24 protein-coding genes are annotated in these 25,084 nt (G+C 59.6%); 17 read left to right on the top strand and 7 right to left on the bottom strand.

All coding sequences use genetic code 11. The features are described 5' to 3' along the window. Nucleotides 1-159: 159 nt before the first annotated feature. Nucleotides 160-2,244 carry an acyltransferase family protein gene (locus HGP16_RS14525; protein WP_168840715.1) on the top strand — a complete coding sequence of 695 codons (2,085 nt, stop codon included), beginning with the start codon at nt 160-162 and terminating at the stop codon, nt 2,242-2,244. On the opposite strand, the gene HGP16_RS14520 is transcribed toward HGP16_RS14525, so the two are convergent. From HGP16_RS14520 to HGP16_RS14510, 4 genes are all read right to left on the bottom strand, one after another. Then, entirely contained in the window at nt 2,238-2,528 is a 291-nt protein-coding gene (locus tag HGP16_RS14520; protein WP_168840714.1) for a hypothetical protein, read from the bottom strand. The two genes, HGP16_RS14525 and HGP16_RS14520, sit on opposite strands and share 7 nt — an antisense overlap. Nucleotides 2,529-2,559: 31 nt before the next feature. Next, nucleotides 2,560-3,159, bottom strand: coding sequence for a cation transporter (locus HGP16_RS14515; RefSeq protein ID WP_409526838.1), 600 nt, complete (start codon nt 3,157-3,159; stop codon nt 2,560-2,562). Nucleotides 3,160-3,267: 108 nt separating this feature from the next. Beyond that, nucleotides 3,268-3,408: a Chromate resistance protein ChrB gene (locus HGP16_RS34550; protein WP_312867321.1), complete on the bottom strand. Its 141-nt coding sequence runs from the start codon at nt 3,406-3,408 to the stop codon at nt 3,268-3,270. Between the two features lie 82 nt (nt 3,409-3,490). After that, nucleotides 3,491-4,327 (bottom strand): NAD(P)H-dependent oxidoreductase, encoded by an 837-nt coding sequence (locus HGP16_RS14510; protein ID WP_168840713.1) that lies wholly within the window; start codon nt 4,325-4,327, stop codon nt 3,491-3,493. 95 nt (nt 4,328-4,422) lie between these two features. Between HGP16_RS14510 and HGP16_RS14505 the strand changes: the two genes are divergently transcribed. From HGP16_RS14505 to HGP16_RS14465, 9 genes are all read left to right on the top strand, one after another. After that, on the top strand, nt 4,423-5,355 hold the full coding sequence (locus HGP16_RS14505) for a LysR family transcriptional regulator (protein WP_168840712.1): 933 nt from the start codon (nt 4,423-4,425) through the stop codon (nt 5,353-5,355). 372 nt (nt 5,356-5,727) lie between these two features. Continuing rightward, on the top strand, nt 5,728-5,940 hold the full coding sequence (locus HGP16_RS14500; RefSeq protein ID WP_168840711.1) for a hypothetical protein: 213 nt from the start codon (nt 5,728-5,730) through the stop codon (nt 5,938-5,940). A gap of 458 nt (nt 5,941-6,398) precedes the next feature. Then, nucleotides 6,399-7,127, top strand: a complete 729-nt coding sequence (locus HGP16_RS14495) for an AraC family transcriptional regulator (RefSeq protein WP_312867318.1) — start codon at nt 6,399-6,401, stop codon at nt 7,125-7,127. Nucleotides 7,128-7,332: 205 nt separating this feature from the next. After that, nucleotides 7,333-7,851, top strand: coding sequence for a hypothetical protein (locus HGP16_RS14490; RefSeq protein ID WP_312867317.1), 519 nt, complete (start codon nt 7,333-7,335; stop codon nt 7,849-7,851). Then, nucleotides 7,848-12,803 (top strand): YadA-like family protein, encoded by a 4,956-nt coding sequence (locus HGP16_RS14485; protein ID WP_168840709.1) that lies wholly within the window; start codon nt 7,848-7,850, stop codon nt 12,801-12,803. Before HGP16_RS14490 ends, HGP16_RS14485 begins: the two co-directional genes overlap by 4 nt. A 7-nt stretch (nt 12,804-12,810) precedes the next feature. After that, nucleotides 12,811-13,386, top strand: coding sequence for an invasion associated locus B family protein (locus tag HGP16_RS14480; RefSeq protein WP_168840708.1), 576 nt, complete (start codon nt 12,811-12,813; stop codon nt 13,384-13,386). A 14-nt stretch (nt 13,387-13,400) separates the two neighbouring features. Next, nucleotides 13,401-14,096: a hypothetical protein gene (locus HGP16_RS14475; protein ID WP_168840707.1), complete on the top strand. Its 696-nt coding sequence runs from the start codon at nt 13,401-13,403 to the stop codon at nt 14,094-14,096. Then, complete coding sequence (locus HGP16_RS14470; protein WP_168840706.1) at nt 14,093-14,566, top strand: DUF4189 domain-containing protein; 474 nt, start codon at nt 14,093-14,095, stop codon at nt 14,564-14,566. The genes HGP16_RS14475 and HGP16_RS14470 overlap by 4 nt, the downstream gene beginning before the upstream one ends. A 188-nt stretch (nt 14,567-14,754) precedes the next feature. Next, nucleotides 14,755-15,270: an invasion associated locus B family protein gene (locus tag HGP16_RS14465; protein ID WP_168840705.1), complete on the top strand. Its 516-nt coding sequence runs from the start codon at nt 14,755-14,757 to the stop codon at nt 15,268-15,270. 85 nt (nt 15,271-15,355) lie between these two features. On the opposite strand, the gene HGP16_RS14460 is transcribed toward HGP16_RS14465, so the two are convergent. Both HGP16_RS14460 and HGP16_RS14455 read right to left on the bottom strand, forming a co-directional pair. Next, the gene (locus tag HGP16_RS14460; RefSeq protein WP_168840704.1) at nt 15,356-15,652 is read right to left on the bottom strand and encodes a hypothetical protein; all 297 of its coding nucleotides are present in this window, start codon (nt 15,650-15,652) and stop codon (nt 15,356-15,358) included. A gap of 264 nt (nt 15,653-15,916) precedes the next feature. After that, nucleotides 15,917-16,552 carry a GntR family transcriptional regulator gene (locus tag HGP16_RS14455; protein ID WP_168840703.1) on the bottom strand — a complete coding sequence of 212 codons (636 nt, stop codon included), beginning with the start codon at nt 16,550-16,552 and terminating at the stop codon, nt 15,917-15,919. A 178-nt stretch (nt 16,553-16,730) separates the two neighbouring features. Here HGP16_RS14455 and HGP16_RS14450 point away from each other — a divergent pair, with 178 nt between their 5' ends. From HGP16_RS14450 to HGP16_RS14420, 7 genes are all read left to right on the top strand, one after another. Next, on the top strand, nt 16,731-18,155 hold the full coding sequence (locus HGP16_RS14450) for a M20 family metallopeptidase (RefSeq protein ID WP_168840702.1): 1,425 nt from the start codon (nt 16,731-16,733) through the stop codon (nt 18,153-18,155). Continuing rightward, entirely contained in the window at nt 18,148-19,824 is a 1,677-nt protein-coding gene (locus HGP16_RS14445) for a M28 family peptidase (protein WP_168840701.1), read from the top strand. Before HGP16_RS14450 ends, HGP16_RS14445 begins: the two co-directional genes overlap by 8 nt. Before the next feature lie 60 nt (nt 19,825-19,884). Beyond that, nucleotides 19,885-20,739 carry a transporter substrate-binding domain-containing protein gene (locus HGP16_RS14440; RefSeq protein WP_168840700.1) on the top strand — a complete coding sequence of 285 codons (855 nt, stop codon included), beginning with the start codon at nt 19,885-19,887 and terminating at the stop codon, nt 20,737-20,739. 81 nt (nt 20,740-20,820) lie between these two features. Beyond that, complete coding sequence (locus HGP16_RS14435; protein ID WP_168840699.1) at nt 20,821-21,540, top strand: ABC transporter permease; 720 nt, start codon at nt 20,821-20,823, stop codon at nt 21,538-21,540. Continuing rightward, the gene (locus HGP16_RS14430; protein WP_168840698.1) at nt 21,540-22,280 is read left to right on the top strand and encodes an ABC transporter permease; all 741 of its coding nucleotides are present in this window, start codon (nt 21,540-21,542) and stop codon (nt 22,278-22,280) included. The genes HGP16_RS14435 and HGP16_RS14430 overlap by 1 nt, the downstream gene beginning before the upstream one ends. Further along, nucleotides 22,277-23,044, top strand: a complete 768-nt coding sequence (locus tag HGP16_RS14425) for an ABC transporter ATP-binding protein (protein ID WP_168840697.1) — start codon at nt 22,277-22,279, stop codon at nt 23,042-23,044. Before HGP16_RS14430 ends, HGP16_RS14425 begins: the two co-directional genes overlap by 4 nt. Before the next feature lie 34 nt (nt 23,045-23,078). After that, nucleotides 23,079-23,936, top strand: a complete 858-nt coding sequence (locus HGP16_RS14420) for a transporter substrate-binding domain-containing protein (RefSeq protein WP_168840696.1) — start codon at nt 23,079-23,081, stop codon at nt 23,934-23,936. 196 nt (nt 23,937-24,132) lie between these two features. Here HGP16_RS14420 and HGP16_RS14415 read toward each other — a convergent pair whose 3' ends face one another. Continuing rightward, the gene (locus HGP16_RS14415; protein WP_168840695.1) at nt 24,133-25,065 is read right to left on the bottom strand and encodes a homocysteine S-methyltransferase family protein; all 933 of its coding nucleotides are present in this window, start codon (nt 25,063-25,065) and stop codon (nt 24,133-24,135) included. Between the last annotated feature and the right edge of the window lie 19 nt (nt 25,066-25,084).

Below are 25,084 nucleotides of genomic sequence, written 5' to 3'. Positions count from 1 at the left end.
GGCCGTTGGCAGTTTTGGCCGGTGACCGGGCCATCTGCGAACCCTTGCGCCGACTGTGGAAGGCGAGGTTTTCAGCTTTACGTCAGTTCATAGGGCTATTTGCTAAAAACTGACACGTTGCGGCTCTATGCGGATATTGTCAGACTTGGAGAGTTGATTTTGAATCTTGTTCTTAGGCGCTCATCTTCTCTAGCGCCTGTCCATGGATATGGACCCAGCAGCCTCACTTATCGTCGCGATATTGATGGCCTTCGAGCTCTAGCGATCATTCCGGTCGTTCTCTATCATGCCGGCATTCCCGGTTTCAGGGGCGGTTTCGTCGGCGTCGACGTATTCTTCGTCATCTCGGGCTTCCTGATGGCGTCGCTGATTTCGAACGAGATCGCTCGAGGCGAATTCAGTCTGGTGCGGTTTTATGAGCGCCGCATCCGCCGAATTTTCCCGGCGCTGTTTGCGGTCCTGGTGGCCTCTTTCATAGCGGCGTGGTTTTTGCTCATGCCGGCCGAGTTTGCCTATTTCGCGCGCAGCCTGAAGGCGGCCGCCCTGTTTACGTCGAATATCCAGTTCGAGAAGGAAAGTGGTTACTTCGACATCGGCGCGCAGATGAAGCCGCTGCTGCACACCTGGTCGCTTGCTGTCGAAGAGCAGTTTTATATCCTGTTCCCGCTGCTACTGATGGTCGTCAGCCGGTTTGCCCGGCGGCACGCCGCGCTAATTTTGGCGGGATTGCTGCTTATTTCATTTGGGGCAAGCACATGGACGTTGTTCCAGTCTCAAGCCGAGGCATTCTATCTGCTTCAATTCCGCGCCTGGGAGCTCCTTCTTGGAGCGCTGTTAGCCTTCGGTGTCATTCCGATGCCGAAACGGCCTGAAATGCGGGCGGGATTGGCCGCTGCGGGCGTCCTTCTTATCGCCGTTGCCATATTCGGGTTCAGCGACAAGACTCTGTTTCCCGGCCCGGCGGCACTGCTACCCTGCCTTGGCGCAGCACTGATTATCCATGCGCGCGATGAGTGGGGACCGGCGAGCCGCCTTTTGCGATCCAGACCGATGACCTTCATAGGGCTGATTTCCTATTCCCTTTATCTGTGGCATTGGCCGATTATTGTCTTCAGCCGCGAGATGACCGGACGGGAGCTTTCTCTGCCGCAAGGTGGTGTGATCGTTGCAGCGTCGCTTGCCGCCGCCGTCCTCTCATGGCGCTTCATCGAACAGCCGTTTCGTGGGCGCGTCAGCCTCGTGAAGCGCATGCCGCTCTTTGCCGGGGCGGTGACGGTCGTGATTGTCGCTATCGGGCTTGGAGACTATGTCGCTCACCACGGCGGCGTGCCGGATCGGCTGTCGTCGAATGTGCGGAAGGTCTATGCTTCCACCTACGATCAGAGCCGTTTCAGCCTGCCGCCATGCTTCGCCGATTCGGATACGACGGGCCCCACCGTGGCAGATATTCGCGCTGGCAAGCTTTGTCTGATTGGCCCGGATGGCTCGAGCAAGCCATCCTTCGTCGTATGGGGAGATTCCCATTCCGGGGCCATGGCTCCGGCCATTGATGCCGCCGCGACCCAGGTCGGCATCACCGGTCTGTTCGCGGGACATGCTTCGTGTCCGCCGTTGCCCGGAGTTCAGCTCACGGCGCGCGGCGATAGCGAGCGCTGCGGCAAGTTCAATGGAGCCGTGCGCGACCTGATCGTGTCACGGCACGTTCCCCTGGTCTTCCTGGTCGGCTATTGGCCCAAATATGTTCATGACACCGAAATGCCGAACGAGGGGCCGTATTTCGATCCATCGGTGCCGCCGCCGCTGGAGGATCGATCCGCTTCGATCGTCCAAACGCTAGATAGTCTACTGGCTGATTTGACCAGGCAGGGAACCAGGGTCGTTTTGGTTTCGGATGTTCCCGAGATGGGGCGCTATATGCCGGAGGCCGTCGCCAAGGCGATGATACAGGGTACGTCGACGGATGTGGCGCCGCCATTGGACTATGTCGAGAAGCGGCAAGCGCTCTCGCATGCAATCCTGAGCCGTCTTGCCGCAAAATACGGCGCGACGATCATCGATCCGCTGCCTTCCATCTGCGGCAACGGCCGTTGCGATGCAGTGCGAAACGGCCTGCCGCTCTACAAAGACGCCGATCATCTCGCGGCGACTTTCGCGACGACCCTGAGTCCGCTCTATGTTCCGGCTCTGTCGGAACTTCGTGGAGCATTGACAACGACCAGCCCCGGGATCGACGCCCGTTATTGATCGTCCTTATCGTGTGCCATCGTCCAGATCGTCCGCACAAGTAATGCGATGAAATAGACCGAAACGAAGAGTAAGAAGGCGGCGATCGCATAGCGGACGTTGTCCATCAGCGCGCGATGGTTCTTTTCCAGCATCTCGCCCATCTCGTAAGCGACGATCACGAGAATGATAAGCATTGCTGGCACTAGAAACGGCCAGCTCTTCTTGAGGTACGTTGCAATGGATCGCAGCATCTGATCATTCTTGGAAGAGAGGCGACCGGTTTTTTTGGCTTCTGACTTCATCGATTGACGTGGCTGAGGTGTGGGCGAATGTCTACGGCTGGGCGGTTTGGTGCTCGTTGCGTGCAGCACTCCACACCTCGCGGGCGGCGTCGGCGTTCATCGCGGCGATCGCCAGCCCGACGATGAGGTCAGGCCAGGCGGAGTGCCAGAGAATGGCGGTCACAAGACCTGCGGCAATGATGGCGATGTTCGCAAAAGCATCGTTACGGGCGGACAGAAACGCCGCGCGCGTAAGGCTGCCGCCATGGTGACGGTAGCGGGTAAGCATCACCGCGCAGGAAAGATTGACGACAAGCGCGCCCAAGCCCGTCAATGTCAGCGACACCGGATCGGGTGCGACGGGCGTCATGAACTTCTGCCAGGCAGTCCACACTGTGGCGAGCCCCGGAACCAGCAATATGCCGGCGAGCGCCATGCCGAGGCGGGCACGATTGCGGGCGCTCCAGCCGAGCGCGATGGCGATCAGCAGATTGACGGAGGCGTCTTCAAGAAAGTCGACACTGTCGGCCAATAGAGAGACCGAGCCGATCGACAGCGCCACGAGGAATTCAACGCCGAAATAGCCGAGATTGAGAAGTGCCACATAGATGACGGTGCGTTTCAGGCCTTCTCCCGTGCGCGAGATCATCATCAGTCCTTCGTCTCCGTGGGCTCGGCGGTGCTGTTTCGTGTCTCCTCATGCGTCTCGAAGACCCGCTTGACGAAGATGTCAAGTAACGTCTCGCAAGTTCTTCGTCCGCTATTGCGTTTCGGCTGCGAGAGGAGCGCCATAGAAGTCGAATTTGGCGATCTTTTCAAGCCAATCCTGCAGCTTCAGAGCGGCGTCGTTTTCTTCAAGCTCCGCATAGGAAAATTTCCAATCTGCCGTTTCCTTGACGATCTCCTTTTCTCTTCACGCCGATATCGGCGGCGCCCCCTGACATCGAAGGACGGCGCTTTCCTATGCGCGTCGGTGGTCGAGATCACCGACGCGCAAGCATCTGTCCAGAATGCTGGAAACCCATATCTGCGTCCGCGGCCTCTTTGAGGTGAAGCGCAAAACCTGATGTTCCTGGATCGCCCAACGCCGCGCGGAGTTGCATGGTTGGGATATGATAATCGCCGCCATTCTGGCGCCGGTAAGGAATAGGACGCGTTGTTTCAAGGGTTCGCATCCGGTTGCGCAGGATTTCGGCGGCGGCTTCAAAGCGTTGCTCATCGAAGCGATCGGTGCTGTAGGTCACGAAGGGCGGCAGCACGTCGTAGCCCGGATAGTAAAGGATGCCGTGGTTGATCGGGAACAGCAGGTCATCGATGGGATCGTTAATGCCGCGGGGCGAATAATGTTCCTCCCAGCCGCCGGCGGTGACGATCAACATGGCACGTTTGCCAACCAGGGTTCCTTCGCCATAGCGATCACCCCAGCGCTTGTCGCTGTGTTCGCCGACGCCATAGGCAAAGCCGTATGCGAACACGCGATCGACCCAGCCCTTCAAGATGGCGGGCATGGTAAACCACCAGAGAGGAAACTGCAGGATCAATGTATCAGCCCAGAGAAGCTTCTCGATCTCTGTTTTGACACCGTCCGTCAGCATGTCGCTGTCGAAAGCATGTTTGGAGGCCGCGACAGGCAGGAGTCGTTCGTCGGGGGACAAGGAAGGAAAGTCGGCGCGATCGATCTCGGATTTCCACCGCATGGCATAGAGGTCGGAAACCTGAACCGTATGTCCGGCTGCCTCCAGTTCCTGGACGGCGACATCGCGAAGCGATGCCGAAAGTGATTTCGGTTCGGGGTGGGCGAAGACGATGAGTACATTCATGGCATGCACCTGCTTGTTTGCGATAGTTTCACCCAAGATAGACCACGCCAGACTGATGCGTTATATGGAGGGTATGGATAAGATAATTCCGAATAATGGATAGATCTGATATCACACTCGAGCGGATCCGCACCTTTGTTCGTGTCGCAGAGCGCGGCAATCTCTCGGTCGTGGCACGCGAGCTGAACGTCGGCCAGTCGAGCATCACGAGGCATGTGCGCGAGCTTGAGGAAGCCTTGGGCGTGAACCTGCTGAGCCGCACGACCCGCCGGGTCGCACTGACCGAGGAAGGCAGTCGCTATTATGCCAACGCCCTTCAAATCTTGCGCCTTGTGGAACAGGCGACCGATGAAGTGCGAACAGCGCAGGGCGCCTATGCCGGCACGGTTCGCATTTCCTGTACGGCGGCGCTCGGGGTCAGGCATGTCAGCCGGTTGATCTTCGCCTTTCAGGACCGCCACCCTGAGATCGTGGTCGATCTCAGCCTGACCGACGAGCGCGTTGATCTCGTTCGCGAGGGGGTGGATATTGCGCTGCGCCTCGGCCCGCTCGCCGACAGTTCAATGAAGCTGCGAGCGATCGGCCAAAGCCAGCGTGTTCTCGTCGCTTCTCCCGCCTATCTGGAAAGACATGGTCGGCCGACGACCCCCGAGGAACTCAGGAATCTTGAGGGCGTGCGTATGTCGAACGTCGCCGGAAGTGAAGATCTCGTGCTCGAAGGGGCGGGGGATAAACGGTACGTCGTGCCGTTCGGCGGCCGGCTGGAGGTTGATCACGGACTCGCGGCGCGCGAAGCCTTTGCGGCAGCTCGCGGCCTTGGGCCGGCCCATATCTGGCTGGTTGACGACCTTCTCGCGGACGGTCGCCTCGAAACGGTCCTGCCCGACTTCTCGCCACCAGCCGTGCCGTTGAACATGCTTATTGCGCCTGAGCGGACCGATATTGCACGTGTGAGATTGCTGGTTGAATTTTTGGCCGAGCAGCTGCCGCGCATCCCCGGCATAAAGCGCTCGCAATCGGGGAGTTAGCTCGCTCATTGTGACAACGAATCAGATGCGATTTGCCGATGTTTCGGCCGGCGACTGTGTCGAAATTCACGCGTGAAAATTTTTGCTTTCCGATCGGCTTCGGTAATTCACCAATCAGGTACATGCTGCTGCGTCTTGTGCCACGATGCTATCCCAATAATAGAATAGTTCCAACTTTTCTGGTAAATATTGCAGGACAACCGCTGAGTTACCTGGTGATATGATACCGGTTGTCGTGATCAAGGCTGGATTGATCGCAGCAGAGCGGTAATGTGATTGGGGACTAGCCTGCGAACACTTTATACGTTCTTCCGGATTTATTTTACATTAGGAATGTGCTAGCTGACATATAGTAGTCCCGTGAGAATGGTAATGGTCGAATTCAATTTCAGCGAGCCACCTCAAGGGAACGGCTCTGAGGACATTTCAAACGAGTGCCAACGCCAATTGCAGCCCATCGTCCGCGATATCGTCCGAGCCGCAGTTGCAGCTGGATGGAACGAGAAAGATGTCCTTCTGGCGATGGCGGATGTTGCATGGGATCTATATGAAAAGCGCCGAGGCGATCGTCAGCCGCCGCAATAGTTCGATGATCGGTTTCCACCCCGGCGCGAAAAAGATATAGCCCAAAAACAGCCAGCTGTTGAATTGTGGTGGATCCATTCGATCTGACTAATAAGTGATGCGCCATAGCGGCTTATTCTTTCTTTACTATGTGAATATTTCCCCTTCAAAACTCAGTGATTTATACTATTTAATCCCGCGCTATAGACTGACTTGGGATAGCTTGAGCAGACGGTGTTGGGAAATAGAGATTTCAATCAGGGATTGTCATCTCGGCCGTTTGCTCATGCTTACGTGATTTCGTCGCGGCGGGGCGATGCTGAATGAAGCTTGCAGATGAGGTCCGGGAGCGGGCCGATCGATACGTATTCGATATAATTCCTGAGAGTGCGGGGCCGAGAAAGGCCTCCATGCGGGGGAGCGTCATAAACTCCGTTCGCAATCCCGGATCGCAGACCTGGATTGCAAAGGAGCATGCGGTGGGAATCGTATTGGCTCCCTCGCGTGGCTTGCGAGCCTCTCTCGGCAGCGACCGGATCACGCAATACGATGCACCGGTCGGCTGTCTCGTGGTCAATCCCGCCGGTGTGGATAGTACTCTTGCCTGGCCGGAAACCAGGACAAATCTTGTCGTCGCCATTCCTCCTGACGTTCTGTCCGAATTAGCGCTCCAGGAGTTCGATCTTGGAAATGTAGAACTCCAGTCGCCTGATTTCGGCACCGTCGATCCAGTGGCCCTCGGCATAGCGCAGAGAATCTCTGTCGAGTTAACCGGGAAAGCAATTTCAAATGAACTCTATCTGGATTCATTGGTTACGCTATTCAGCACCCATCTGCTTCGCACCTATACAAGCCGCATGAAACAGCTTCCTTCGCCAAAAGGCGGGCTTTCCGCCAAAAGCGCTCGACGCGTGCAGGAATATCTTCGCGAGCATTTTACCGAAAAGGTACACGTCGCGGAGCTTGCTGCGGTCGCCGGCATTTCTCCCAATCATTTCATCGTGAGGTTTGCCAAGACGTTCGGCATGCCGCCGCATCGCTATCTCGTCAATCTACGCCTCGACATGGCGGAAGAGCTGCTCGCGGCAGGAGAAGTCTCCATTGCGGAAATCGCCTACATGGCCGGGTTTTCGGATCAGAGCCATTTGGCGACCACCATGAAGAGATATCGTGGAAAGACGCCGACGGAGCTTCGGTTCTCGCAGTAAGTGTGGCCGACCACAGGCGGTCGAAGTCTCGCTCGTTTCAGCCCGAAGCCGATTTTCCATTTCAGCCAGTGCTTTATCGCTTGGGCATGCCGAGGGATAGGAGGCTGCTTGGAGCTGAAAATTCTCGCTGGGCATGCATGCGCAGCGCTCATGCGCGACAGCCTGCGGTACGTGTGGCAAAGCGGCTACACCTATAGCCGCCCAAGTGAAAAACCGTAATTTTCTAAAAAAAATCCGGAATTTTCTAAAATACGCTTCTGCGAAAATAAGGGCATGTTCACGAACGGTAACCATCCGGTGCGCTATGGACATTCAATTCCCCGAGTTTGAAATCTTTGCTCCGAAAGTCGAGGTAGCCTGGTCTGCCTTGCAACAGCGATACTCCAACCGCCTAACCGAGGCGGAAGTCGACTACCTATTTGCGTGCCTCATCTTCGGTTTGACCTCCCCGGCCTACGGGGAAGGGGAGCCTTCGTTCCATTTCGATGTCTGCCGCGCTTTGGTGGCGATGAAGCTTCCTCCCGATCGCGCGGACGCCGCATTGCATACGGTCCCGGCACCGACAGAGCCATGGGTCGAAAGCCTGCGCGAGCAGCTCGAAAGTCAAAGCGCCAGGATGGGGCAAACACTTCAGGAAATGCGGAATTTCAATGACGACGCGGCCGCAGATGCGGGTCCAAGCGTGCTTGGTCGTCCGGTCAACAACGAGGAGAAGGCAGCATGAAGGAATGCATTGGGGAACATCTGCAGACTAAATCTCGTACCGGACTTGCTGGAACCTTCGTTTCAGCCGATCGCACGGATCGTTCGCTCCGGCGCCGCCTGATGGCTGTACTGCGGATGGCCTCTCGCGTGCTCAGCATGCGCCGCAAAGATCTGAGAATTGGCGCACTCGGAGCGGGTAACGTTTCCTGCATCGAAAGCTCCCCGAGCGCTTTCGCCGCACAGGGCAAGCGAGCCCTCTTGGCGGGCGTTGCGGCGCTAGTGGTGACGGCGCTTCAGGTTGCTCCGGCACAGGCGCAATTTGTTGGCGGCGGCGGCACCGCGTCGGGCGGCCGCGCCATTTCGATCGGCACCGGCTCGGTGGCCTCCGGATTGGATTCTATCGCCGAAGGCACAAACACCGCCGCAGGCGGCCAGAACGCCGTCGCTATCGGCTTCCAGGGGCTCGCAACCCAGATAAACAGCATGTATCTCGGCTCGCGCACCGCCGCGGGAACAGGTGCCCTCGCGCAAGGCGCCATCGCCATCGGCACGGATGTCACGGCATCCCAGGTCAACGCCGTTGCGATCGGCCTCCAATCCGTTTCGTCAGCGCAATATGGCGTGGCTCTCGGTCTGAACGCGAAGGCCACGGGTACTGGCGGTGCAGTGGCGATCGGCGGCGCCGCTATCTCAAACAATGTCAACTCGGTAGCGCTTGGCGTTCAATCCAGCGCCACCAACGCAGGCGCCAGCGCTTTGGGCACCTTTGCCTCGGCTTCGGGCGGAAATTCGACGGCGGTTGGCGTCAGCTCTTCGGCGAGCAACAGTTATGCTTTTGCCGGTGGCTGGGCCTCCGTCGCCAGTGGGGACAGCTCTCTTGCCCTCGGCAAGCAAGCCGTTGCATCGAGCAATCTGACCGTCGCGGTAGGCAATGGGGCGACCGCCTCGGCGACGGGTGGCGTATCGATGGGTTCCCTCGCACAAACCAGCGCCATCAATGCAGTCGCCGTGGGCGCGGGCGCGGTCGCGAATCAGGCAAACACCCTAGCTTTGGGCGAGTCCTCCACTGCTAGTGGCGTGAACAGCACATCGATCGGCGGCGGGTCGATCGCAAGCGGGCTTCAGGCGATCTCTCTGGGCATCAACGCGAACGGAGCAGGCGCCAACGCAACCGCGATCGGAACGGCGGCCCAGGCCACCGGCAACCAATCGCTTGCCTCAGGTTATCAGGCTACGGCATCCCAGGGTAACACGGTTGCAATAGGTGCCCTAACCAAAGCAACCGGAACTGGCGCAACGGCGATGGGCAATACAGCCAGCGCCTGGGGCAACCAGTCCATCGCATTTGGTGCGGGGGCGCAGGCGGGCGTTCAGGCCAACACGGCCGTGCCCAACAGCATCGCGATTGGCACCAATTCGCTCTCTTCTGGTGGTTTCGCCATCGCAATGGGCACTTCTTCAACTGCCAGCGGCATCGCCAGCACCGCAGTTGGCAATTCAACCGTTGCCAGCGGCGCAAACTCCTCTTCGTTCGGATCTGGAGCGAATGCGGCGGGCGACAATTCACTCGCCGCTGGCGTCAGCGCCAGCTCCAGTGGGGCCGGCGCTACGGCCATTGGCACGAACGCTGCCGCTTCCGCCGCATCGGCGATCGCCGTGGGCAACACCGCCAAGGCTGACGCCGCCGATGCCGTCGCCATGGGCACTAACGCAACCGCAACCGGCGGCAAGGCGGTCGCAATCGGCGCGGGCAACACCGCTTACGGCGACGGCGCGGTCGCCATCGGCGATCCGAGTTATGCGAGCGGCACGGGCGCCTTTACCGGCGGGGCCAATAACATTGCCAACAGCGATGGCACGGCGAGCGCTACTGCCGCCAACCAGGCGGCCGGTGCGGTCGCGATCGGTAACAACAACAAGGCGATCGGCCAGGGTTCGGTCGCGCTTGGCAACGGTTCCACTGCAGGTGCATCCGGTTTCGTTGGCAATGTTGCACTGGGCAATGGCGCGACGGCGGCGGCAAGCTCCGGCGACGTAGCGCTCGGCTCGGGCTCGGTGACCGACGTTGCCGTCGGTACCGCCAGCGGGGTGGTCAACGGCACGACTTATGCCTACCAGGGCACCAACCCGGCTTCGACGGTTAGCGTCGGCGCGGTCGGTGCCGAGCGCACCATCACCAACGTCGCCGCGGGCCGGATCAGCGGGTCGTCCACCGACGCCGTCAACGGTTCGCAGCTCTTTGCCACCAACCAGGCGGTCGACGCCATCGGCACGACGGTCAACAACATCAACACCGGCGGCATCAAATATTTCCATGCCAACTCGACGGCAGCGGACTCGTCGGCGACAGGTGGGAACTCGGTCGCGATCGGACCTCTCTCGATTGCGGCGGGGGCGAATGCCATCGCGGCCGGCACCAATGCGACCGCCTCCGGCCTCGACTCAGCGGCGTTGGGATTCATATCCCAGGCCACGGGTGACTACAGCACCGCCATTGGCCCCAATGCCAATGCGACAGCCACGTCCAGTACAGCGATCGGCCAGAACGCGCTTGCAAACAGCTTTCAGTCCACCGCTCTCGGTCTAGGAGCGAAAGCCGGCGCTCAGAACGCGCTGGCGATGGGCGCTCTTTCCGTCGCCAACAACGCAGGCGACGTGGCGCTCGGCTCGGGCTCGGTGACCGACGTCGCCGTCGGCACGGCCAGCACGGTGATCGGCACCACCACTTACAACTTCGCCGGCACGACACCCGCTTCGACGGTCAGCGTCGGCGCTGTTGGTGACGAGCGCACCATCACCAATGTCGCGGCGGGCCGCCTCAACAACGGTTCGACGGACGCCATCAACGGTTCGCAGCTCTTTGCCACCAACCAACAGGTGACGCAGAACACGACCGACATTACCACCATCAACGGCAACCTGACCAATCTCGGCAATACGATCAACAACATCGCCGGTGACACGTCCACGGCCTATACCGATGCAAATGGCGATGGTATCCGCTACGTGCGCACCAACGACCGGACGCTTGCGGTCAGCGACTCCTCCGCCCAAGGGATCGGTTCCACCGCGGTCGGCTACAACGCCACCTCCGTCGCCGACAATTCGCTTGCGCTTGGTATGAATAGCCAATCCACCATCGTCGGCGGCGTCGCCCTTGGTTCTGGATCGGTTGCCGATCGCGCCCTGGCTCCGGCCACCGGCCAGATCGCTGCGGGTCCGACGAACTTCATCCAGTACAATACGACGGACAAGACCCTGCTGGGCGCTGTCTCTGTCGGTTCGAGCACTACCTATCGGCAGATCACCAATGTGGCTGACGGTACCAGCGCGCAGGATGCCGTCACGGTTCGCCAGCTCCAGGGTGCCATCGCGTCGGTCGCAGCGACGCCCGGCAAATACTTCCACGCCAACTCGGCCGCCGGCGACTCGCTTGCTGTCGGTGCGGAGTCGGTGGCTGTGGGTCCGACCACCGTCGTCAACGGTGACAATGGCATCGGCATCGGCAATGGCGCGGTGGTCGATCAGGTAGCGCCCGGCGGCACGGCTATCGGTCAGAATGCTCACGTGATGCTGGCCGACGGCGTTGCGCTCGGCACCAACTCGCTGGCCGCCGGCGTGCAGTCGGTCGCATTGGGCGCCGGCGCGCAGGCTAACAACATCAACAGCGTCGCGCTTGGCGCGCAATCCGTCACGACTGTAGGGCCACAGGCAGGCTATACCGGCTTCGCCCTTACAGGCCCGCAAACCTCCGTCGGCGAAGTGTCGATCGGCTCGGCCGGATCGGAGCGCAAGCTGACCAATCTGGCAGCCGGTTCGGCAAACACCGACGCTGTCAATGTCAGCCAGCTCAAAGGTCTCGGGACCAACATTACCAACCTGATCGGCGGCGGCACGACGGTCAATCCGGATGGCTCGATCACTGGCCCGACCTATAATGTCCAGGGCAACAACTACACCACGGTCTACGATGCCTTCGGTGCGGTCAACAACACATTGACCAACATCACCGGTGGTGGCGGCATCAAGTATTTCCATGCCAACTCGACGCTCGCCGATTCCGCGGCAAGCGGCACTGACAGCGTTGCGATCGGTCCCCAGAGTGTCGCCAGTGGAACGAACAGCCTGGCCGCCGGCAACGGCTCTGCGGCGGCAGGGCAGGGTGCGGTTGCGCTCGGCCAAGGCGCACAGGCCAACAATGCCAATGATGTCGCTTTGGGTTCCGGTTCCGTATCGAAGGCTGCCGTCGGCACATCCGGGACAGACCTTCAGGGGCAGCACTATGACTTCGCCGGCACCGCGCCTGTCGGAACGGTGAGCGTGGGCGCCCAAGGGGCTGAAAGAACCATCACGAACGTAGCCGCCGGCAGCATTTCCGCCGGCAGCACCGACGCCATCAACGGCTCGCAGCTTTTTGCGACCAACTCGGCAATTAACAGCCTGCAGACGGGTGTCGGGACGATTACCAAGAACGCCGTCACCTACGACCTCAACCCCGATGGCAGCAAGAAGAACAGCATCACGCTGCAGGGCGGCGACGTCAATGCGCCGGTGGTCATCTCCAACGTCGGCAAGGGCGTCGCTCCCACGGATGCCGTCAACGTCGCTCAGTTGACCGACAGCTTCAACCAGGGCAAATCGTATACGGATACCGCCGTTGGCAACACGTTGACCGCGGCCAACAATTATACGGACCAGAAATTCGGGAAACTGAACCAGGAACTCGGAGACGTACGGTCGGAGGCGAGACAGGCTGCCGCAATTGGGCTTGCCGCGGCATCGCTTCGCTATGACGATCGTCCGGGCAAGGTGAGCGTGGCCGTCGGCGGCGGCGTCTGGCGGGGTGAAGGGGCTCTCGCCTTCGGTGCCGGCTACACCAGCGAAAACGGGCGGGTCCGCGCGAATTTGTCCGGGACGGCGGCTGGCGGCCAGGTCGGCGTCGGTGCTGGCGTCAGCTTCACTTTGAACTGAGCCGGTCATGCTTAAAGGAGCGCTTTTCGGCGTCCCGGCTTTCATAGCTTGCATGCTCCTGTTCGGCCCGTTTGCGGCCGGACAGGAGACTGTTGCCGCGAACTATCGCATAAGGCCTTCCGAAGTAGTCGCCCCTCCCGAGGTAAAGCCTGGCGATTATCAAAGGACCATTCGCCCGTTCGAAAATTGGACCCTGATTTGCGATGAGAACCTGAAGGTCCGCCAGAAGGTTTGCAACGTCACTCAGATCATCGAGAACGAGCGGGGGCAGATTGCGTTTAGCTGGTCGCTCGCCGCCACCAAAAGCGGTGAGCCCTACATGATCTTGCGCACTGCGCCGGTTGCCAAGAGCGACGGACACATCTCGGTGAAATTCGAGGGTCGCAAGGAGCCTATACAAGTCAAGCTCGATGGCTGCAGCCAAACGGTTTGCGTCGGCATGCTCCCGATCGGACCGATGATGCGCGAGCAGATTTCGAAGAGTACAGCGCCGGCAATCTCCTATCCAACGGCGGATGGACAGACGATCAGCGTGACCGCAAACCTCAAGGGCCTTTCTACCGCCGTGAAGGCGATAAAGTAACGGACGGATTTTCAATGAACCAGCAATCAATCCACGAGCGCATCATGTCCCGGAACAGCAAGGACGCAGCGATTCAAAATTTGGCCGACGATCAAGCCAAGGCGCAGCGCAAATGGCGCAAGGCGACCCTTCTCTCGCTGCTTGCAATCGTCATCGCCGGCGCCGGCGGTTACGCCGTGGCCCGATACGACCTGATCGGCAACATGCTGTCGCAGCCGGCGGTCGCCGCGGCGAACGACGCCAATCCAGCCCTGCCGGACACGCCGTTTCTGCAGCACGCCAAAAAGGCCGGCCTGCAGTCCTGTTCGACCATTTTTCCGGTTCTCGGCCAGCTGCTGACAAGCGGCACGCAATACAATGTCCAATCGATCTGGAACAACGAGGCAGCCGACAAACATGCGGTGCAGGCCCTTGTCGGCATGAACTACGCAACGCAAGGTTATAGCGGTCCGGCTGCCGGCATCGTATTCGCGGCACCGGTCGCATCCGGCTGCGAAGGCTCCATGGTTCGCGTGGCACCGTTTCCAAGCGCTTGCCCGGAAGTTTCGGCCAAGTTCCCGAACGGAAGCAAGCTCGTCAACAATCTCGGCCAGGTCGGGGTCTACGAACTCGGCAATGACGGCGGCGATGCGATGCTTCTGCCGACCGGAAACGGCTGCGTCGTTATTTCCGTCGCCTCGGCAGCAGGAAAACAAGGGGGCTCAAAATGAAGTTGAGATCCGCCATTGCGGCGATCGGTATTCTATTTGTTTCCATCGGCCAGCTGGGGGCAGCTGATCTCTTTACGGCAGAGCAGCCGCCCGCCCCTCCACCGGAGGAACGCGGCATCTGGGCGGCCATTGCCTATTCCGCGCCCGACGAAAAATACGGTTTCTTCTGGGGTGCCGACAAACGGCAGGAGGCCATGGATATCGCGCTCAAGCACTGCGAGCGTGACAAGGGGAACAGTTGCGTCGTGGTCAGCGTGTTCCGCAATCACCGGCACTGGGATGACGACGATAAGACCGGCTTTCCGTACAATCATTGCGGCGCGCTTGCCGTCGGCAAGGAAAAACGCGAGCGGGCGACGCCATGGAGCGCAAATTCGGCACCGACGCGCAAGGAAGCCGAGGGTCTTGCGCTGAAGGCATGCGAGCGCTCGGGCTCTCGCTGCGCTGTCCGGGAGTGGGTGTGCACTTAACTTATCAGGAGCTCTGATCGCGGAAGCGTAAGGTTCGTGCTCGTGACGGTCAGTCCTGGTTGTGGTTCCTCACCCTGGTGCTCCCGGCGCCGCGGTGAGGAAATCTCTCGTTCCAAGCAGAAAGATTTTATCCTTTGTCAATTTTGTCGCTCATTTCACCTCGCACAATCGGCCGCATATTCCGGGCAATGTTTGCCTTTACCTGCGCGAGTGCGACTTTGACGCTTGCGCCTGCGGCCTTTGCCCAATCGGCGCTGCCTAACGGCGCCTCGAGCCTGCAGGAGGCCTATCAGGACTGGCGTGTCGCATGCAACCAAAGCGACAAAACGGCGGTATGCACGATTTCGCAAGATCAAACCCAGCAGAATGGCCAGAGACTGCTTGCCGTCGAACTACAGATGCGTCCCGACGGCAGCGGGCTTGCGACACTTCTCCTGCCATTTGGCATTGTTCTCGACTCCGGCGTGACACCCAATATCGATGATCAGCCGCCCTTGAAACCAGTGCGCTTTCGCACATGCTTGCCCAACGGCTGCATTGCCTTGCTTCCGCTCGACGCGGCAACATTTGCCAAATTGCGCACCGGTTCGCACTTGAACCTTAAGGTCGTTGCCGACGGCGGCAAAGCGCTGGGTTTCCAGATATCGCTACAGGGCTTTTCGGCAGCGGTTGATCGGATCGTGGCCTTAAACGATAAAAAATAGGGTTGCCGGTCTTTGCCGCGGTAGGTTGCGACGGGACTGGAGGCAGGCTTCTTGTGCCGTCGCGTAGCCATGGCGCGCGGATAGGTCAAGCAAAGACCGCGATACTGACCGACAGCCAGATGAAGGCTATTCCCACCGCCAATGCTCGCCTGGCCTCGACCACTTTTTCTGCTTCTTCTTCTGCAACAGGGGTCGTCACAATCCAGGGCACGGAGCCAAGCGCGGCAAATCCGATGAGGGCTAGAACCACCACGAAATAATCGGAAACACGCCAGTCTCCCTGGTCATAAACACCCCAATAGCCCAGGAAGGCCATCCCGACTGCAAACATGGTCGCGGATGCAGAGCAAAGCCCGGTGACGGAGCCAACAGGTGCACGCATCTTGCTTTTTTCCGGTATTGACCCATCCATAACGCTGTATCCACGGCGGCAAGTCGCCTCCGCGCATTTATGTCAGGAATTGAGCGCGGCGTGAAGCGATGGTCATGTCCTCAACGGGAAAGCTCGATTATGCGGCGTGCCGGCTGGCGCGTCGCCGTGAAGGACGACAACAAGCATATGGGACCTCGCCGCGGCAGCTTCGGCAGCTTCGGCGCTTCGTTTCAATCCATGATCAAACCGCCGAGTTCGTTCATTGGTAGCCAATCAAGCCTGGAGGATGTGCCGGCGTGTCAGCTCCATCAGATGACCGACATCGCGTCTCTCTATTGCATCGACCATTTGCTGGTGTTCACGGCCAGATTGCTCGATGCGGGCACGCGTTCGCCACTGCGATACCGGCGCGGACGAGGTTCGCTGCCGAATTTCCGTGATCAATTCCACGAGCTCCTGATTGCCGGCGAGAGCAAGCAGATGGCGGTGGAAGACGAGATTAGCTTCATAAAGCTCAAGCATGGTGCCGTTCAGCACCAGATCGTCGAAGCGTAACGCGAAAACGCGCAAATTTGCGATATCTGCTGCGCTCGCGTTCGCAATAATGCGGTCGCTGACCGCGACCTCGAGGATGACGCGAATGTCGCTAACCTCCTGAGCGCGGCGTCCGTCTTGCTCATGGACGTGATAGCCGCGATTGGGAACGTGTTCCACCAGTCGCTTCTGCACCAGTCTGTCGAGGGCCCTACGGACCTCTGGTCGGGTACAGTTATACCGGCGTTCGAGATCGATCTGCTTCAGCCAGGTGCCGGGCGGCAGTCGGCCGGCAAGGATATCTTGGAGGATGAGCTCGGTCACGTCAGGCGATTGCGGCTCTTGTGCTCGCGCTGTGGCTTCCAGCGAATTCATGCGGCTCTCCTCAGCCTCCCGATTTCGGCGAGGATTAGCATAGCTCCCAGTCGGCCAACAACGAGGCCAACGATTGGTGCTGAAAAAATATTCATGCTCATCTCTTGCGCAGATATTTCAATTGGATCATAAATTGGCGCCAATTTGATTACCATTATATGAGGCGGGTTGTAAATCCATGCAAAACTCCGATGGCGTTTGGGAAATTGTCGAGAGAAAGCGCGCGGCGTTCTTCGAGTTGAGCGACCGGATCTGGGACATCCCGGAAACGAATTATCTGGAATATCAATCGGCCGAAGAGCATGCCCGGCTGCTGGAAAGTGAGGGCTTTCGTGTCGAGCGTGGCATTGCCGACTTGCCGACGGCAGTCATGGGAGAGGCAGGCGAGGGTGGTCCAATCATCGCGATCCTTGGCGAGTTCGATGCGCTGCCGGGTTTGAGCCAACAGGCGGGAATTGCCGAGGAACGGCCTTTGGTCGACGGCGGCAATGGTCATGGCTGCGGTCACAATATGCTCGGTGCCGGATCGATGCTTGCTGCCGCTGCCGTCAAGGACTTCCTCGCAGAAAACGGTTTGAAGGGAAGGGTGCGCTACTACGGTTGCCCCGCCGAGGAAGGCGGCTCTTCGAAGGGCTTCATGGTTCGGGCTGGCATTTTCGACGACGTCGATATCGCGATTTCCTGGCATCCGGCCGCCTTCGCCGGCGTTAACAATCCCATCTCGCTCGCCTGCAATGAAATCAACTTCCATTTTTCAGGCCGCGCCTCGCATGCCTCCGCCACACCTCATCTCGGCCGCAGCGCTCTTGATGCCGTGGAATTGATGAATGTCGGCGTCAATTATATGCGCGAGCACATGCCTTCGACCGCGCGCATCCACTACGCTATCACCGATGCGGGAGGCGCAGCCCCCAACGTCGTGCAAGCGCGCGCCACGGTGCGCTACCTCATCCGTGCGAGAACGTTGCCGGAGCTCCTGTCTCTGGTTGCCCGCGTCAAGAAGGTCGCCGAAGGCGCGGCTCTGATGACCGAGACGACCGTCCGCAGCGAGATCATCAGCGGCGATGCCAATCTCGTCGGCAATACCCCTCTTGAAGAATGCATGTTCTCGCATCTGCAGCGGCTGGGACCTCCGGTGTTCGATGATGCGGATCGCGAAACAGCCCGCAAGTTTCAGGAGACCTTCAATGCGGAGGATATTGCAGCGTCCTATGGTCGTTTCGCGCTGAAGCCGAAGAAGGACCAACCGCTTTGTGAGGAGATTTTCCCGCTGAGTGCCGGCGACGGCACGCTTGTCGGCTCTACCGATGTTGGAACTGTCAGCTGGGTGGTGCCGACCGTGCAGATGCGGGGTGCCACCTATGCCATCGGCACGCCCGGACATTCCTGGCAGCTGGTTGCGCAAGGCAAGCTGCCGGTCGCTCACAAGGGCACCGAACATGCCGCCAAGGTGATGGCGAGCACGGCTGCCGATCTCATCCGCAATCCCGAATTGATCAAGGCCGCCAAGGCCGATCACCAAGCGCGTCTTGAAGGGACGCCCTTCATTAATCCGATCCCGGATGATGTCGCGCCGCCGCTGCCGGAGAAGGCCCATGCCTGACCTGGCCTTGCAGCCCGATCGCGAACGCCTGATGGCGCACATCCGCGAATTTGCCCGCCGGGTGAAATTGTCGGGGACGCCGGATGAACTCGAGAGCTTCCATTACCTTCAGGCGCAAATGGATAGCTACGGATACCAGACCCAGCTGCTGTCGCATGATGCTTTCATCAGTCTGCCCGGCGAAGCGAAGGTCGAAATCGAAGGCGAAAGTCTTCGTTGCATCACCCATTCAATGTCGGTTTCGACAGCGGCAGCGGCCATCAGCGGCGATCTCGCCTACGTCGGTGAAGGCACGGAAGCCGATTTCGCCGGGAAAGACGTGGCTGGCAGGATAGTTCTGGTCGACGGAATTGCGACGGAGGAGGTAGCCGCGCTTGCAAGTGCTGCCGGCGCTCTCGGCGAGCTTCATGTGAGCCCGAATGAGCATCTCTACGAAATGTGCGTGTCCCCCGTCTGGGGCAGCCCGTCGCAACATACGCGCACCCAACTCCCGAAAACCGTCATCTGCACCATTGCCAACGAAGATGGTGTGCGCCTTCGCGAAACGCTGGCGCGCGGCGAAAAGGTGCGGGCAACGCTTGCTGCTGAGGTCGACACCGGATGGCGCAAGACGCCCCTCCTGGTCGCCGAGCTTCAGCCGGCGGGCGAGAATAAGCCTTTCGTGTTGTTTTCGGGCCATCACGACACCTGGCATTTCGGCGTCATGGACAATGGCGGCGCCAACGCGACCATGCTGGAGGCGGCACGTTTGCTTGCCCTTCGCGCAAGCGATTGGCAACGCGGCCTGCGTGTCTGCTTCTGGTCGGGCCATTCGCACGGGCGCTATTCCGGTTCTGCCTGGTATGCCGACGAATATTTCGACGAGCTCGATCGTCGTTGCGTGGCGCATGTCAATGTCGATTCCACCGGTGGTGAAGGGGCGAGCGTTCTCACCAATTCCGGCGTCATCGATGAGCTGAGATCCCTTGTCGCCGACGTGATTGAGCGGCAAACCGGACAAAAGCATGCAGGCAGGCGTCATGGCAGGGCCGCGGATCAATCCTTCTGGGGTGTCGGCATTCCCTCCATGTTCGGAAGCCTCAGCCATCAGCCGCCTGGTCCCGTGAAGATGCTGACGGCGCTCGGCTGGTGGTGGCACACACCGCATGACACGGTGGAGCATATCGATCCCGACAATCTGAGCCGGGATACGCGGATCGTGCTGGAAATACTATGGCGCCTGCTGACCGAGCCGGTACTGCCATTGGACTATACGATTTATGCTGATGCCCTCGGCAAGCAGGTCACGCAACTGCGGGCGCAGCTTGATGATCGCATCGATATCTCGGTTCTTGCAAACGCAATCGAGGAATTGCGGATCAACGCAAAAACCATATTGGAAACGAAGGACCTGTCTCCGGCACGGACGGCGCGTATCAATGCGTCGCTGATGCGCGCCGGCCGCCATCTCGTGCCGCTGAACTACACGAGCGGTGAGCGCTTCCATCATGATTCCGCCCTTCCGCACCCGGCCTGGCCATCGTTGGAGGGGCTGCGAGCGCTGGCAAAACTACCGATGGCATCGCCAGAGACGGCTTTTTACGCCGTTCATGCCCGTCAGGCCAGAAACCGCGTCGCGCATGCGCTGAGGGAAGCCAATGCGGCATTGCGCGTGGCCCTGGAGGACTGACGCAGCCATATTCCAGATCAAACAAGCGGTCATTTACTGGCCGAAAAAAGGGAACTGAAAATGAAGAATAGAAATCTGCTTGCCGCATTGTTCGGCGCCGTTGCGTTACTGGCTCCGTTCACCGCCGGCGCCAAGGACTGGACGGATGTAAAGGTCGGCATTGAAGGCGCCTTTCCGCCCTGGAACCTCATGGATTCGAGCGGCAAGCTCGCCGGCTTCGACGTCGACCTCATCAACGACCTGTGCAAGCGCGCCAAGGTCAATTGCGAACTGATTGCCGGCGAATGGAATGCGATGATCCCGAGCCTCAATGCCGGCAAGTTCGATCTGGTAATGACACTCGGCATTAACGAGAAGCGCAAGCAGGTGGTCGATTTCACTGTGCCCTATGCAAGCGGCGTTGCGAGTTTCCTGCTTTTGAAGGACGGGCCGGTCTCTTCCCTGCCGATGACCGGTGAACGGCTGAACCTGAACGACAAGACCAAAGCCGATCCGGTGATGGCCGAAATCGGCAAGGCTCTCAAGGGAAAGACCGTCGGTGTGGTCCAGTCGACCAGCCAGGAGCAGTTGATCAACGCCTATTTCGGATCCGACGTCACCGTGCGCGCCTACAAAAATTCCGGCGAGCGCGACCTGGATCTGAAGGCCGGGCGCATCGATGCTGGTTTCGACAGCGGTGTTTATGAAACCTCCGTGCTCGGCAAGCCCGGCAACGACGATCTGATGATGTCGGGCCCGCTGGTGAAGGGCGCGATGCTTGCAACTGAAGTCGCACTCGGCATGCGCAAGGGCGAGACGGATTTGAAGGCCAAATTCGATGAGGCGATCAAGCAGGCCGCCAAGGATGGCACGATCAAGCAGCTCTCGGAAAAGTGGAGCAAGATCGACCTCACTCCGGCCTTCGACGTCAATTGAGCGCCCTTTCGACGGGTCACCCTTCGCTGAGGCTATGACAATGTCAGTTGCTGCAAAAAGCTGCTCTTTCGGGGTAGCATCATGAACCAGCCGGGTTTATTTGAGCTTGCTGGCTTCGGTCCGGATGGTTGGGGACACGCTCTTCTGGCCGGCGCGTGGATGACCATTCTGGTAGCGATCGCCGGCTATGCTGTCGGCGCCTGCATCGGAACGCTTGGCGCATGGGCCAAGATCGCCGGCAACGGCTTTTCTCGCGCGACTGCGGACGCCTATACCACGGTGCTGCGCGGTATCCCCGATCTGCTCGTCATCTATCTGTTCTATTTCGGCGGTAGTGCCCTAGTGACGGCTATCGGCAAGCTTTTCGGGGCAGAGGGTTTCCTTGGCTTTCCCGGCTTTCTTGCCGGTTCCCTCGCTGTGGGCGTCACCTCTGGTGCCCAGTTTACGGAAGTGCTGCGCGGTGGGTTCAAGGCGGTCCACCCAGGCGAGATCGAGGCTGCCATTGCTTGCGGCATGTCGCGCTGGCTTCGTCTGCGGAGGATCATCGCGCCGCTGACCCTGCGTCACGCGCTTCCTGGTCTCGGGAATGTCTGGCAGGTCGTCCTGAAGGAATCGGCGCTGGTATCGATCACCGGTGTCGCCGAACTCTTGCGTCAGGCCCAAGTCGGTGCGGGATCGACCGGGCTTCCATTCGATTTTTACCTGATCGCCGGGGCAATCTATCTGATGATCTCGACCCTTTCGAGCCTCATCCTCCGGCAGGCCGAGCGGCATCTGTCGCGTGGCGTGAGGAGACGCTGATGGATTGGCAGTTTCTTGAAGAAACGTTCCTCAACCTGGTCGCGGCAATTCCGCTGACGATCGAGCTTGCCGTGACGTCGATCTGCCTCGGCGCCATTTTGGCGCTGTTGCTGGCGCTTGCCCGCCTTTCGGGCATCGCGGTGCTGGACTGGTTCGCGCGGCTCTATGTATTTGTCTTCCGCGGCACGCCGCTGTTGGTGCAGATATTTCTCATCTATTACGGCCTCGGCCAGTTTCCGACCATACGCCACAGCATCTTCTGGCCATTCCTGCGCGATCCCTACTGGTGTGCGGTTCTGGCACTGACCTTGAATACCGCGGCCTATGCCAGCGAAATTATTCGTGGTGGCCTGCTTTCGGTACCGCAGGGTCAGATCGAAGCCGCCCGTGCTTGCGGCATGCATCGCTTCTTGATGTTTCGCCGGATCGTCCTGCCGCTGGCGATCCGCCAAGCCTTGCCCGGCTACGGCAACGAAATGATATCGATGGTCAAGGCGACCTCACTTGCCTCAATCATCACATTGATGGAGGTGACGGGCGTCGCTGCCAAGATCATCTCGGAGACCTACCGGGCAATCGAGGTCTTCGTGGTCTCCGGGGCCATCTATCTCGCCATCAATTTCGTGCTCACGCGTCTCATTCAATTTGCCGAGTACAGGCTGAGTCCGCATCTGCGCGCCCCACTTCCCGTCGTCCGAGAGAGCGCCGCTACGGCGACCCCTGCAGGAGAACCACAATGACGACCACGCCAATCGCACTCAGCGTGCGCGACATGCATAAGAGCTTCGGGCCTGTCGAGGTCCTCAAGGGCATCTCCCTCGATGCCCTGGAAGGCGATGTCGTCTCCATCCTCGGCTCGTCCGGCTCGGGAAAATCGACGTTCCTGCGTTGCATTAATCTGCTGGAAACGCCGGATTCTGGAGAAGTGACCGTCGCCGGTGAAACGATCCGCATGCAGCGCAATGCCCGTGGCACGCATCGTGCTGCGGATGGAAAGCAGGTCGACCGTCTCCGCTCCCAGCTCGCGATGGTGTTCCAGAGCTTCAATCTCTGGTCTCACAAAACGATCCTCGAGAACCTGATCGAAGCGCCAATCCATGTTCAGCGCCGCTCGCGCGGCGAATGCATCGAGGAAGCCGAAGCCTTGCTTGCCAAAGTCGGCATTGCCGACAAGCGCAATTTCTATCCCGCCCACCTTTCCGGCGGCCAGCAGCAGCGCGCCGCGATTGCGCGAGCACTCGCCATGCATCCAAAGGTGATGCTGTTCGATGAGCCGACATCCGCGCTCGATCCCGAGCTTGTCGGCGAAGTGCTGCGCGTCATGCGCTCGCTTGCCGAGGAAGGACGCACCATGCTGGTCGTCACGCATGAGATGGGTTTTGCCCGCGACGTCTCCAGCCGCGTCATCTTCCTGCACAAGGGCGTCGTCGAGGAAGACGGCAAGCCTCAGGATGTCTTTTCGAATTCACGGTCGGAGCGCTTCCGCCAGTTCATCAGCCAATAACTCATCTAGCTCAATCAAGAAGGGGAACCAGAGCATGAAATACCTGACCGGAATTCTGACGGCGATCATGTTGATTGCCACCTTGGGCGCTTCGACGGCTGTACGCGCCGAGGACAAGAAATGGACACATGTGACGATCGCAACCGAGGGCGCGTTTCGCCCATGGAACTTCACCAAGGCCGACGGCAGCCTCGATGGCTACGAAATCGAGCTAATCAAATATTTCTGCGCCCATATGAAGGTCGAATGCACGACCGTAATCCAGCCCTTTGACGGCATGATCCCGGCACTGAATGCCGGCAAGTTCGATGCGATCATCTCCGGCATGTCGGCAACCGCCAAGCGTGAGGAAGTCATTGCCTTCAGCGATTCCTACGGCACGACGGGTCAGACCTTTGCGACATTGAAAGACTCCCCGCTTGCCAATCTGCCTTTGAAAGGTGAGGTATTTTCGCTGGCGACGGACGAGGCCGGTGCCGCCACCGCGCTGAAGCAGGTCGAACCGCTGCTCAAGGGCAAGACAATCGGCGTACAGACCGCATCGATCGCTGCGACCTTCCTCGACAAATATTTGAAGGGTATCGCCGATATCCGCGAATACAAGACGACCGAGCAGCACGATCTCGATTTGAAGGCTGGCCGTGTCGACCTCATCATGGCATCCATGGCCTATCTTTCGACAGCGGCGGCAAAGCCGGGCAATGAGGACATGATCGTCACAGGCCCGCGTTTCCAGGGCGGGATGCTCGGCCGGGGCAGCTCGGTTGGTTTACGCAAGGACGATACCGACCTGAAGGCCATGTTCAACGACGCGATCGCTGCAGCCAAGGCGGATGGCACGATCGCCAAGCTGTCGCAGAAGTGGTTCGGCTTCGATGTCACGCCGAAGTGAAACGGAATTGAAAACTGCGATCACAGCAGTTCACAAAGCCTGCGCGGCCCTCATGAACTTTGAGACCGAGGGTATCACCATGGCTGCCTGCTAACGGCCTTTCCGACGCAATTGATCGGTTCTGAAGCTCGGCGCACGGTCGCCGAGCTTCATCGTTGCAGGCCGATACTGGAATACCGATACTTGTTACGAACCCTTAAGTGTCACTTGCCGCCTCAACGGCATGCATGAGTGACCGCTTCAGCTGGTGAATGTGTCCCGCGCCAATCCCGCAGCAACCGCCGACCATGGTTGCGCCGGCATCGACCCATGAACAGGCGAAGCGTGAATAGGCGTCGTCGTTCAGGTCGTCGCGGGTCGCATGCAGGCCTTCGTTGGCGGCGGATTCGCCTTGTTCGCCCTCGAAGGCGTTGGCATAGACGCCAATCCGGAGGGCAGAACCGCCGCTCTTGAAGACCTGTCCAGCCGCGTCGACGGCTTCACGCATGACTTCCGGCTTGCTGCAATTGAACAGAAGCGCCTCTGCACCCGAAGAAGCGGCCCATTGGGCCGCATCCTCCACCGTTTCTCCGGATCGGAGCTTGGGAGAGGCGCCGTTCCGCTGTGCTGCGTCATCGGCGAGCGTGAACGAGATCCAGAACGGCTTGCCGGTTTCGGCGACGGCAATGCGAACGGCTTCCCCCTCGGCGATCAGGCTCAGGGTTTCGCCGAGCCAGACATCGACATAGGGATCGAGATTTGCCACCAGAACCTTGAGATAGTCCTGGACCCGAGACGGATCGAAGTTCTGCGGCTCATAGGAACCGAAGATCGGCGGCAAGGAACCGGCAACCAGGATTTTACGGTCCTTACAAGCGTCGGCGGCGTCGCGCGCCAATTGCCCCGCGCGCGCAATCAGGGCAGCTCCCTCCGCCGAGAACCGCTCTTCACCGATGTGGAATGGTACCAGCGCGTAGCTGTTGGTGGTTATGACGTCGGAGCCGGCGGCGATGAATTCGTCATGGACCTGTCGAACGATCTCGGGCGAATTGATCAGCGCGAGTGCCGACCATTCCGGCTGCTTCAGCTCGGCGCCGAGGCGAAGGAGTTCACGGCTCATGCCGCCGTCGAGGATCAAGAGTTTGCTCATGAATGGGATCTCCAGAATA

The sequence above is a fragment of the Rhizobium sp. P40RR-XXII genome (genome assembly GCF_012641405.1).
Classification (GTDB): domain Bacteria; phylum Pseudomonadota; class Alphaproteobacteria; order Rhizobiales; family Rhizobiaceae; genus Rhizobium.
Note: the sequence above shows the minus strand (reverse complement) of the source record. Positions and strands in the feature narration are given on the sequence as shown.

Bases quoted from the DNA above. Each gene is read 5' to 3' on its own strand.
- HGP16_RS14520 (WP_168840714.1), bottom strand. From the start codon at position 2,528: ATGAAGTCAGAAGCCAAAAAAACCGGTCGCCTCTCTTCCAAGAATGAT.
- HGP16_RS14515 (WP_409526838.1), bottom strand. From the start codon at position 3,159: ATGATGATCTCGCGCACGGGAGAAGGCCTGAAACGCACCGTCATCTAT.
- HGP16_RS14510 (WP_168840713.1), bottom strand. From the start codon at position 4,327: ATGAATGTACTCATCGTCTTCGCCCACCCCGAACCGAAATCACTTTCG.
- HGP16_RS14505 (WP_168840712.1), top strand. From the start codon at position 4,423: ATGGATAGATCTGATATCACACTCGAGCGGATCCGCACCTTTGTTCGT.
- HGP16_RS14500 (WP_168840711.1), top strand. From the start codon at position 5,728: ATGGTCGAATTCAATTTCAGCGAGCCACCTCAAGGGAACGGCTCTGAG.
- HGP16_RS14485 (WP_168840709.1), top strand. From the start codon at position 7,848: ATGAAGGAATGCATTGGGGAACATCTGCAGACTAAATCTCGTACCGGA.
- HGP16_RS14480 (WP_168840708.1), top strand. From the start codon at position 12,811: ATGCTTAAAGGAGCGCTTTTCGGCGTCCCGGCTTTCATAGCTTGCATG.
- HGP16_RS14475 (WP_168840707.1), top strand. From the start codon at position 13,401: ATGAACCAGCAATCAATCCACGAGCGCATCATGTCCCGGAACAGCAAG.
- HGP16_RS14470 (WP_168840706.1), top strand. From the start codon at position 14,093: ATGAAGTTGAGATCCGCCATTGCGGCGATCGGTATTCTATTTGTTTCC.
- HGP16_RS14465 (WP_168840705.1), top strand. From the start codon at position 14,755: ATGTTTGCCTTTACCTGCGCGAGTGCGACTTTGACGCTTGCGCCTGCG.
- HGP16_RS14460 (WP_168840704.1), bottom strand. From the start codon at position 15,652: ATGCGTGCACCTGTTGGCTCCGTCACCGGGCTTTGCTCTGCATCCGCG.
- HGP16_RS14455 (WP_168840703.1), bottom strand. From the start codon at position 16,552: ATGAATTCGCTGGAAGCCACAGCGCGAGCACAAGAGCCGCAATCGCCT.
- HGP16_RS14450 (WP_168840702.1), top strand. From the start codon at position 16,731: ATGCAAAACTCCGATGGCGTTTGGGAAATTGTCGAGAGAAAGCGCGCG.
- HGP16_RS14445 (WP_168840701.1), top strand. From the start codon at position 18,148: ATGCCTGACCTGGCCTTGCAGCCCGATCGCGAACGCCTGATGGCGCAC.
- HGP16_RS14440 (WP_168840700.1), top strand. From the start codon at position 19,885: ATGAAGAATAGAAATCTGCTTGCCGCATTGTTCGGCGCCGTTGCGTTA.
- HGP16_RS14435 (WP_168840699.1), top strand. From the start codon at position 20,821: ATGAACCAGCCGGGTTTATTTGAGCTTGCTGGCTTCGGTCCGGATGGT.
- HGP16_RS14430 (WP_168840698.1), top strand. From the start codon at position 21,540: ATGGATTGGCAGTTTCTTGAAGAAACGTTCCTCAACCTGGTCGCGGCA.
- HGP16_RS14425 (WP_168840697.1), top strand. From the start codon at position 22,277: ATGACGACCACGCCAATCGCACTCAGCGTGCGCGACATGCATAAGAGC.
- HGP16_RS14420 (WP_168840696.1), top strand. From the start codon at position 23,079: ATGAAATACCTGACCGGAATTCTGACGGCGATCATGTTGATTGCCACC.
- HGP16_RS14415 (WP_168840695.1), bottom strand. From the start codon at position 25,065: ATGAGCAAACTCTTGATCCTCGACGGCGGCATGAGCCGTGAACTCCTT.